This is a genomic window from Lacrimispora sp., assembly GCF_047605665.1.
Taxonomy (GTDB): Bacteria; Bacillota; Clostridia; order Lachnospirales; family Lachnospiraceae; genus Lacrimispora.
The window spans coordinates 125,025-134,320 of sequence record NZ_JASGFH010000015.1 but is presented as its reverse complement, the minus strand read 5'-3'; the positions used below and the strand labels follow the sequence as shown (position 1 = coordinate 134,320).

General features: G+C 44.4%; 7 protein-coding genes and 1 tRNA gene. All 8 read right to left on the bottom strand.

Annotated features, from left to right (window positions below; translation table 11 throughout):
* Positions 1-229: 229 nt before the first annotated feature.
* Positions 230-317: transfer RNA gene (locus QM657_RS13540), tRNA-Ser, on the bottom strand.
* Between the two features lie 86 nt (positions 318-403).
* Positions 404-1,117 (bottom strand): lysophospholipid acyltransferase family protein, encoded by a 714-nt coding sequence (locus QM657_RS13535; RefSeq protein WP_415067227.1) that lies wholly within the window; start codon positions 1,115-1,117, stop codon positions 404-406.
* A gap of 8 nt (positions 1,118-1,125) precedes the next feature.
* The gene (locus QM657_RS13530; protein WP_415067226.1) at positions 1,126-1,677 is read right to left on the bottom strand and encodes a Fe-S-containing hydro-lyase; all 552 of its coding nucleotides are present in this window, start codon (positions 1,675-1,677) and stop codon (positions 1,126-1,128) included.
* Positions 1,678-1,704: 27 nt separating this feature from the next.
* The gene (locus QM657_RS13525) at positions 1,705-2,547 is read right to left on the bottom strand and encodes a fumarate hydratase (protein WP_415067225.1); all 843 of its coding nucleotides are present in this window, start codon (positions 2,545-2,547) and stop codon (positions 1,705-1,707) included.
* Between the two features lie 119 nt (positions 2,548-2,666).
* Positions 2,667-3,092, bottom strand: a complete 426-nt coding sequence (locus tag QM657_RS13520) for an RrF2 family transcriptional regulator (protein WP_415067224.1) — start codon at positions 3,090-3,092, stop codon at positions 2,667-2,669.
* Between the two features lie 164 nt (positions 3,093-3,256).
* Entirely contained in the window at positions 3,257-4,579 is a 1,323-nt protein-coding gene (locus tag QM657_RS13515; RefSeq protein WP_415067223.1) for a hemolysin family protein, read from the bottom strand.
* Positions 4,580-4,768: 189 nt separating this feature from the next.
* A complete protein-coding gene (gyrA, locus tag QM657_RS13510; protein WP_415067222.1) occupies positions 4,769-7,285 on the bottom strand; it encodes a DNA gyrase subunit A in 2,517 nt (838 codons plus the stop codon).
* 78 nt (positions 7,286-7,363) lie between these two features.
* Positions 7,364-9,283: a DNA topoisomerase (ATP-hydrolyzing) subunit B gene (gene gyrB, locus QM657_RS13505; protein ID WP_415067221.1), complete on the bottom strand. Its 1,920-nt coding sequence runs from the start codon at positions 9,281-9,283 to the stop codon at positions 7,364-7,366.
* Positions 9,284-9,296 lie beyond the last annotated feature (13 nt).

The following is a 9,296-nucleotide window of genomic DNA, read 5'->3' as shown; positions in this document are numbered from 1 at the left end:
ATTTTCAGGGTTTTACATACTGTTCAATCTTCTGTTTTCAAAGTGCGGTTTGTGTTGTCGCTTCAAAAGCAACTTGCTAAGTCTATCATAACGCTTCTGACTTGTCAACACTTTTTTTATTTTTCTTTTTTGCTGTTTTTCGACAGCTTGTATATGTTAGCACATCTTTCCAGATGTGTCAACTACTTTTTTTACTGTCAAAAGCAAAAATCATTTCTTTGGAAATGAGCGGAGAAAGAGGGATTTGAACCCTCGCGCCGGTTACCCGACCTACACCCTTAGCAGGGGCGCCTCTTCGGCCTCTTGAGTATTTCTCCGTAGTTCATAATTTCCATATGAGCGGTCTTTCGAATGAAATCTTCTCCAGACGCATTGACAATTATACATAATATATTTCGACTTGTCAACCTATTTTTTGATTTATTTCTTCTTGTATCTTATCTTTTACAATTTCTGCGATTTGAATGGTTTTTAAACTCTGATAATCTTCTAAATAGAGGGGTTTTAAAAAAGAAACCTGCACTTCCATTTTCCTGGAAGAGTTCTCATCAAAGGGGCGGAAACAGTCAATGAGGGCAACGGGCACAATGGGACATTTGGCGTTTACTGCACTTTTGAAGGTTCCTCCTTTAAAAGAAAGCAATTTGTTTCCCTCCTTGCTGCGGGTTCCCTCCGGGAATATCACATAATTCTTTCCGGCTTTTACGTTGTCCGTCATTTTATAAATAATATCCATGGAGGCTCTCACATCCTGGCGGTCTATGGAAAAGCCGTCTAAGGCTTTGATCACCTGTTTTACTAAAATCCACTTGGCTGCTTCTTTTTTTACCACCACGCTGAGAGGATTGGGGCAGGCATCCATAAGAGCCAGCACATCGAAAAGTCCCTGATGGTTGGGAAAGAGGATAAACCCATTTTCGGAAGGCAGATTTTCAATGCCGTGAACTTCTACTTTAACACGTCCTGTCTTATTTACCGACTTCACCACATTTCTGATATAACCGTAACGCTGATCAAGGGTGTGGGTATCTTCCGGAAGCCCCATCTTCCAAATGCGAAAAAGCCATACAGGAACACGAAGAATATTCCTGGCTACCATATAAAAAATACGGTTCATGTTTTATTTCAGTCCTCTCTGTAATGTTGGATTGCTGTTTCATATAGATTATTACCTTCGCTGTCTATGACAACAACTACAGGAAAGTTTTCTACTTCCAGACGCCGGATGGCCTCTGTTTCCAAATCCTCGTAAGCGATGACTTCTGAACTTTTTATGCATTTTGAAAGAAGGGCTCCTGCCCCTCCTACTGCTGCAAAGTAAACGGATTCGTTTCTGACAATGGCTTCTATGACTTCTTTGCTTCTTTTTCCTTTTCCGATCATTCCGCCCATTCCCATATCTAAAAGAAGAGGGGTGTACTTATCCATGCGGCTGGATGTGGTGGGGCCTGCGGAACCGATGGGGCGCCCTTCCCTGGCCGGAGAGGGTCCCATGTAATAGATCATATTTCCTTTTATATCAAAGGGAAGTTCTTCTCCTCTGTCCAAAGTCTCTTTCATCCTTTTATGAGCTGCATCCCTGGCCGTGTAAATGACTCCTGTGAGATAGACGTAGTCTCCTGCATGAAGGCTTTTTGCATCTTCTCTGCTGATGGGCGCTTTGATGTGATTATCCATTGTATTCGACCTTTCTTGCTTCAACTATTATATGATCCTGTGTGCATGTCTGTTTACATGACAGCAGATATTTACTGCTACAGGAAGACCGGCTATATGAGTCGGATAGGTTTCTATATTTACGGCCATAGCGGTGATGGTTCCGCCCAGTCCTCCGGGGCCGATTCCAAGCTTGTTGATTTTTTCAAGCATTTCTGATTCCAGTTCTCTTACATATGGAATAGACGGTTTTTCATTTACATCTCTGGTCAAGGCGTGTTTTGCCATTTGTGTGCACTTTTCAAAGGTTCCGCCGATTCCCACTCCTACGACCATGGGCGGACAGGCGTTGGGACCGGCTTCTTTTACGGCAGTTAAGATGGCATCTTTGATTCCTTCCATACCGTCTGCAGGTTTTAACATGAATACACGGCTCATGTTTTCACTTCCAAAGCCTTTGGGAGCTACGGTAATATCGATCTGGTCGCCATCCACTATCTCATAATGAATGACTGCGGGAGTGTTGTCTCTTGTGTTGATCCGCTCCACCGGCTCTACCACTGATTTCCGTAAATAGCCTTCGATATATCCTTCTCTCACACCCTGATTGATGGCATCGTTGAGATTTTGGCCTTCTATATGTACATCCTGTCCAATTTTCATAAAAATTACTGCCATTCCCGTGTCCTGGCAGATGGGGATCATATCTTCACCGGCGATCTCTAAATTTTCTTTTAACTGGAAGAGGATTTGCCTGCCTAAATCTGATTTTTCCTGTTCCACTGATTTTAGAAACACTTCTTCCATGTCCTTTGACAGCACATGGTTCGCTTCTATGCACATTTCCTTGATATTTTTTATTATTTCTTCCGTTCCAATGGTTCTTATCATATTTTTTCCTCCAGACGGTCGCCGCGAATTCTGTCTTTTTTTATCATAAATCATTGATTTACTGAAATCAAGCACAAATATGGCAGGGAGTGATGTGAACCTTCACTCCCTGCCATTATTTAAGAACCGGATTGGCTTTTTATCAGCTTTTCCTGTATATCCTGTATGGTTATTTTTTCCATCCTGTTTCTGCAAAGCTCATTCAGTTCTCCGTAAATGTCGTCCATGACACCTGACATTCCGGAGGAAATCATACAGGGTATATTTTCATCTCCTGATTTCCAGGAGGATGAGACGAATGTGACTTCAAGAGCATCACAAATCTGTTTCAAATTCACCTGATCAGGAGCTTTGATAAAATGGTATCCGCCTTCCAAGCCTTCCTTGGTAGCAATGATCCCGGCCTTTTTTAATTTTGCCATGACCTTTCTGATGCGGGCAGGATTGGTGCATACACTGGAAGCCAGTTCTTCGCTGGAAATTGTAGTTTTCTTTTTATTCAAATAAACCAGTCCATGAACAGCTACTGCAAATTCACTTGTCATAGGAATCCCCCATTCTTACAAAAATCAAATAACCCCGTTTATCTGTAATTATTATAGTTTCAGTTTGTATCTTACCAAACTTTCGGAGGGATTGTCAAGGGACATATATGGAAAAAAGGTCTGATTCCCTCAGGAAACCAGACCTTTTGATTTTATAAATAATATTAAACCGCTTTTTCTTTTATCTTTACAATCGCTTCTTTTATTACCTTATCTTCCATTTCCAAAATCGTATAATGGTTTTTCTCATCCTCAAGCTCTAAAGGCATCTGAGAATCTTTTGGGATGAAGCCTAAAAGTTCTATTAAGTAACCGGATAAGGTATCGCAGGAGCTTTCGATCTCGTCGTGAAGGACCTCGTCGAGGTCATACAGGGAGACGCTTCCTGCTGCTTTGTATACATAAGGCTCTATTTCAACTAAATCAGGTTCTTCATCATCGTATTCGTCGTGGATGTCTCCTACGATTTCTTCGATTAAATCTTCCATGGTGATCAGACCGGAGACTCCGCCGTATTCATCCACCAGGATGGCCATCTTGGTCTTATTCTTCTGCATATCCAGAAACAAATCGTCTGTCTTTTTATTTTCCGGTATGAAGTAAGGCTTCTGCATAATGGCCTGAATGTCTATTTCCGACTGATCTTTTTTATTCATTTCTATGATAAAGTCCTTCATGAATAAAATACCGATTATATTATCAATCTCGTCTTCATAAACAGGAATTCTGGAATGACGGCTGTCCAGGATTTCATTGAGAACCAAATCCACCGGCTTGTTGATGTCAACTGCCACCATATCCTGTCTGGGCGTCATGATTTCTCTGGCCCTCTTATCGTCAAAAAGGAAAATTGACGTAATCATATCTTCTTCGATCTGGTTGAACACACCGCTTTCACGCCCTGTCTGGAGCATGGAACGGATTTCTTCCTCAGAGACTTCCTCTTCTAAATTGGCTGTCTTCATACCGAGAAGCTTTAACACTCCGTTGGTTGAAAAGGAAAGAAATTTGATGAACGGGGCCATGATTCTGGAAATGAAGTAAATAGGGCCCACAGCGAATAAGCTGAACCGTTCTGCCTTTTGCAAGGCGATTCGTTTGGGAACCAGTTCTCCGAAAACGAGATTAAAGTATGACAGAATAAAGGTCACTACAACCATGGCGAGGCTTCCGCTGTAGGGGATGCCAAGAGACTCCATCTTTCCTCCTAAAACCTGTGAAATTCCGGTGGCCGCCGATGCACTGGAAAAGAAGCCGGCAAATGTGATTGCCACCTGAATGGTGGAAAGAAAGCCTGTGGAATCCTCTGAAAGCTTCTGAATCAAAGCTGCCTTTTTATTTCCTCCGTCAGCTAACATCCGAATTCTGTTTTTGTTGACCGATACAACGGCCATTTCCGACCCTGCAAAAAATGCATTCATCAAGGTCAGACCAATTAATAATAAAATCTGTGCGACTATCTGCGCCGCGCCTGGGTCACTGTCCAAGCTGGTATTCCTCCTTTTTTTTCGGACTCATTGTCCTCGCAGAACTTTCCTGCTTAATTTCAATAAAGGAAAGACTTTGACTGCAGTAAAATTTACATGGCTGCGTTCAAAGTCCTTCACTGCTTTTTATTGATGGCTATTATTATAATATAAAAATTGCAAGATTACAATACTGATTTTCATTAAGGATTATTCTTCCTCTTCCAGCACCAGTTCTTCCAGCCCTTCGCCTTCGGATTTGCTGCCGTCATCCCGCACCTTTGCAATGCTGGCTACGGTGATATCGGAATCCTGGTCAATGTTCATCAGTTTGACACCGGAAGTATTTCTTCCGATGACGGAAATGTCGTTGACGGAAATGCGGATGACAATTCCTCCTGTTGTGATGAGAAGAAGGTCGTGATCATCCCGAACCAGCTTGGCTCCTACAATATCTCCCGTCTTTTCCGTGATCCTGTAGCAGAGAACTCCCTTTCCGCCTCTGTTTTGAGGAGTGAATTCTTCAATCGGAGTCCGTTTTCCCATGCCGTTTTCTGATACGATCAAAAGCTTTGGTCCCTGGGAATCCATCTGCATTCCCACGACCTGATCGTCTTCATTGAGCTTCATGCCGATAACGCCGATGGATACACGGCCTGTCACGCGGACGTCTTTCTCATGGAAACGGATACACTGGCCTTTTTTGGTCACCAGGAATATATCCCTCGTATCGTCCGTGGCTTTTACTTCGATCAGCTCGTCATTGTCCCTTAAAACAATGGCCTGAAGGCCGTTTTTGCGGACATTGGCGTAATCCTTCATAGGAGTTTTCTTCACCATACCGTTTCTGGTCGCCATGAATAAGTACTTGTCATCGTCGTATTCTTTCATGGGGATGATGGCGGTGATATTCTCTCCCGGAAGCATCTGAAGGAGGTTTACAATGGCAGTACCCCTTGCTGTCCGGCTTCCTTCCGGAATCATGTAAGTCTTTAACCGGTAAACCCGGCCTGTATTGGTAAAGAACATCAGGTAGTGGTGGGTAGTGGTCATCATCAGGTCTTCAATGTAGTCCTGATCAATGGTCTGCATTCCCTTAATACCCTTTCCTCCCCTGTTCTGGTTTTTGAAGTTGTCGACGGACATCCTCTTGATGTATCCCAGCTTTGTCATGGCTACGATGGTGTTCTCATCGGGAATCAAATCTTCCATGGACATGTCGAACTCATCAAATCCGATGGAGGTTCTTCTGTCATCGCCGTACTTTGCCTGGATGATGGAAATCTCTTCTTTGATCACTGCCAGAAGCTTTTTCTCATCTGCAAGAATGGCTTTTAATTCTGCAATTCTTTCTTCCAGCTCTTTGTATTCATTTTCAAGTTTTTCCCGCTCTAAACCTGTCAGAGCCCTCAGACGCATATCCACGATGGCCTGAGACTGGGGATCGCTCAGTTCAAAGCGGGTCATAAGCTCTGCTTTTGCCGCCTGAACGTTTTCAGCCGCACGGATGATTTTTATTACTTCATCGATGTTATCTAAGGCGATGAGTAAGCCCTTTAAGATGTGGGCCCTTTCCTCCGCTTTATTTAAGTCATACTGGGTCCTTCTCGTTACAACTTCTTTCTGGTGCTCCAGATAGTAGTTTAACATCTGAAGGATGTTTAAGACCTTTGGCTCCAGAACGCCGGAAGCATTCTTAACCAGGGCCAGCATGATGACACCGAAGGTATCCTGAAGCTGGGTGTGTTTAAGAAGCTGGTTTAACAGCACATTGGCATTGACATCACGGCGCAGCTCAATGCAGATTCTCATGCCGGTACGGTCAGATTCATCTCTTAAATCCGTAATTCCGTCCACTTTTTTATCTTTTACCAGTTCTGCGATCTTTTCGATCAGACGGGCTTTATTGACCATGTAGGGAAGCTCGGTCACGATGATCCGGCTTTTTCCGTTTGGCATGGTTTCTATATCGCTGACAGCGCGGACCCTTATTTTGCCTCTGCCGGTGCGGTATGCCTCTTCAATTCCCCGTTTTCCCAGGATGGTTGCTCCTGTCGGGAAATCCGGTCCTTTGATGACTTCCAGAATTTCTTCCATGGTGGTTTCTTTATTTTCTTCCACCTGGTTGTCAATGATTTTAATGACCGCACTGATGACCTCCCTTAAGTTATGGGGAGGAATATTGGTGGCCATACCTACGGCTATACCGGATGTACCGTTTATCAGAAGGTTTGGATAACGGGAAGGAAGCACGTCAGGCTCCCTTTCGGTTTCGTCGAAGTTGGGGCTGAAATCAACGGTATTTTTATTGATGTCTGCCAGCATTTCCATGGATATTTTGCTCAGACGGGCTTCCGTATACCTCATGGCTGCGGCGCCGTCTCCATCCACGGAACCGAAGTTTCCATGACCATCCACCAGAGGGTATCTGGTGGACCATTCCTGGGCCATATTGACCAATGCTCCATAAATGGAGCTGTCGCCGTGGGGATGGTACTTACCCATGGTATCACCGACGATACGGGCGCATTTACGGTGGGGTTTATCAGGACCGTTATTCAGCTCGATCATGGAATACAAAACTCTGCGCTGTACGGGCTTTAAACCATCCCGTACATCAGGCAGGGCTCTGGAAACAATGACGCTCATGGCGTAATCAATGTATGATTTTTCCATGGTCTTTTTTAGGTCCACGTCATGAACTTTATCAAAGATATTTGGTTCCATTCTATTTCCTCCAATTGTTTCAATTCACGCATCTCATTCCGTGCAAAAATTGAATTTGTACTTCAAAACCTATTTTTATTAAACATCGAGATTCTGCACATATTTGGCATTTGCTTCGATAAATTCACGTCTTGGCTCTACCTGATCGCCCATAAGGGTGGTGAAGGTTAAGTCTACTTCAGCCTCTGAGGAGGTGTCGTCATTGATGCTGACACGTAAAAGGACTCTTCTTTCCGGGTCCATGGTGGTCTCCCAAAGCTGCTCTGCATCCATCTCTCCCAGACCTTTATAACGCTGAATCTTATTGTTATTATCCCGGCCGATCTCTTTTAAGATGGAATTTAACTCATCATCGCTGTAGGCATACCATACCCGTTTGCTCTTTTCCACCTTGTATAAAGGCGGCTGGGCCAGATATACATAACCCTGGCGGATGAGTTCCGGCATAAAGCGGTAAAGGAAGGTGAGAAGCAGGGTGCTGATGTGGGCTCCATCCACGTCGGCATCGGTCATGATGATGATTTTATGGTAACGCAGCTTGCTGATCTCAAAGTCCTCATGAATTCCTGTTCCAAAGGCTGTGATCATGGCACGGATTTCTGCATTGGCGTAAATCTTATCAAGCCTTGCCTTTTCCACGTTTAATATCTTTCCGCGGAGAGGAAGGATGGCCTGGGTGTTTCTGGAACGGGCTGTCTTTGCAGAGCCTCCCGCACTGTCTCCCTCTACGATGTAAATTTCACAGTTTTCGGGATTTCTGTCAGAACAGTCTGCCAGCTTTCCGGGAAGGGTCATGTTTTCTAAAGCGGTCTTTCTTCTCGTTAAATCCCTGGCCTTTCTGGCCGCATCTCTGGCTCTCTGTGCCAGGATGGACTTGTCGCAGATGGTCTTTGCTATACCGGGATTCTGCTCTAAGTAATAGGTGAACTGCTCTCTCAATAAGTTATCCACCGCTCCTCTGGCCTCGCTGTTTCCCAGCTTCTGCTTGGTCTGACCCTCAAACTGAGGCTCTTCGATCTTGATACTGATAATGGCAGTCAGGCCCTCTCTGATATCCTCACCGGATAAGTTGGCTTCACTTTCCTTTAACAGCTTATTTTTTCTGGCATAGTCATTTAAGGTGGTGGTAAGGGCGTTTTTAAAGCCCGCTAAATGGGTTCCGCCTTCAGGAGTGTTGATGTTGTTGACAAAGCTGTAAATGTTTTCCGTATAGGAATCATTGTGCTGCATGGCAATCTCAACAAAAACCCCATCCTTTGTGCCTTCGCAGTAAAATACCTGGTCATAAAGAGAGGTTTTTCCCTTATTCAAATAGTTGACGAACTCTTTGATTCCGCCTTCGTAGTGGAATACGTGATTGTGCTTTTCTTCTCTCTCATCCTTGAGGATGATTTTTAAATTCTTGGTCAGAAAGGCTGTTTCCCTGAGGCGGACCTTTAAAATGTTGTAATCAAAGACGGTTTCTTCAAAAATATCTTTGTCAGGAAGAAATGTAACCGTGGTTCCATGTTCATCAGGGCCGCACTCACCGATGACTTTTAATGGATATATGGTTTTTCCCCTTTCATAGCGCTGCTTGTAAACGCTTCCATCCTGACGGATTTCCACTTCCAGCCAGTGTGACAGGGCGTTTACAACAGAAGCTCCCACGCCGTGAAGGCCGCCGGAAACCTTATATCCGCCGCCGCCGAACTTTCCTCCTGCATGGAGGATGGTAAAGGCTACCTCTACAGCCGGAATTCCGGCTTTTTTCTGGATTCCTACGGGGATTCCACGTCCGTCATCTGAAACGGTTATGGAGTTGTCGGGATGGATGGTGACCTCCACGCATCCACAGTAGCCTGCTAAGGCCTCATCCACTGCATTGTCCACGATTTCATAGACCAGATGGTGAAGTCCTCTGCTGGAGGTACTGCCGATATACATACCAGGCCTCTTTCTTACTGCTTCAAGCCCCTCTAATATCTGGATCTGATCTGCTCCATATTCTTGACTCATATTTATACGCTTC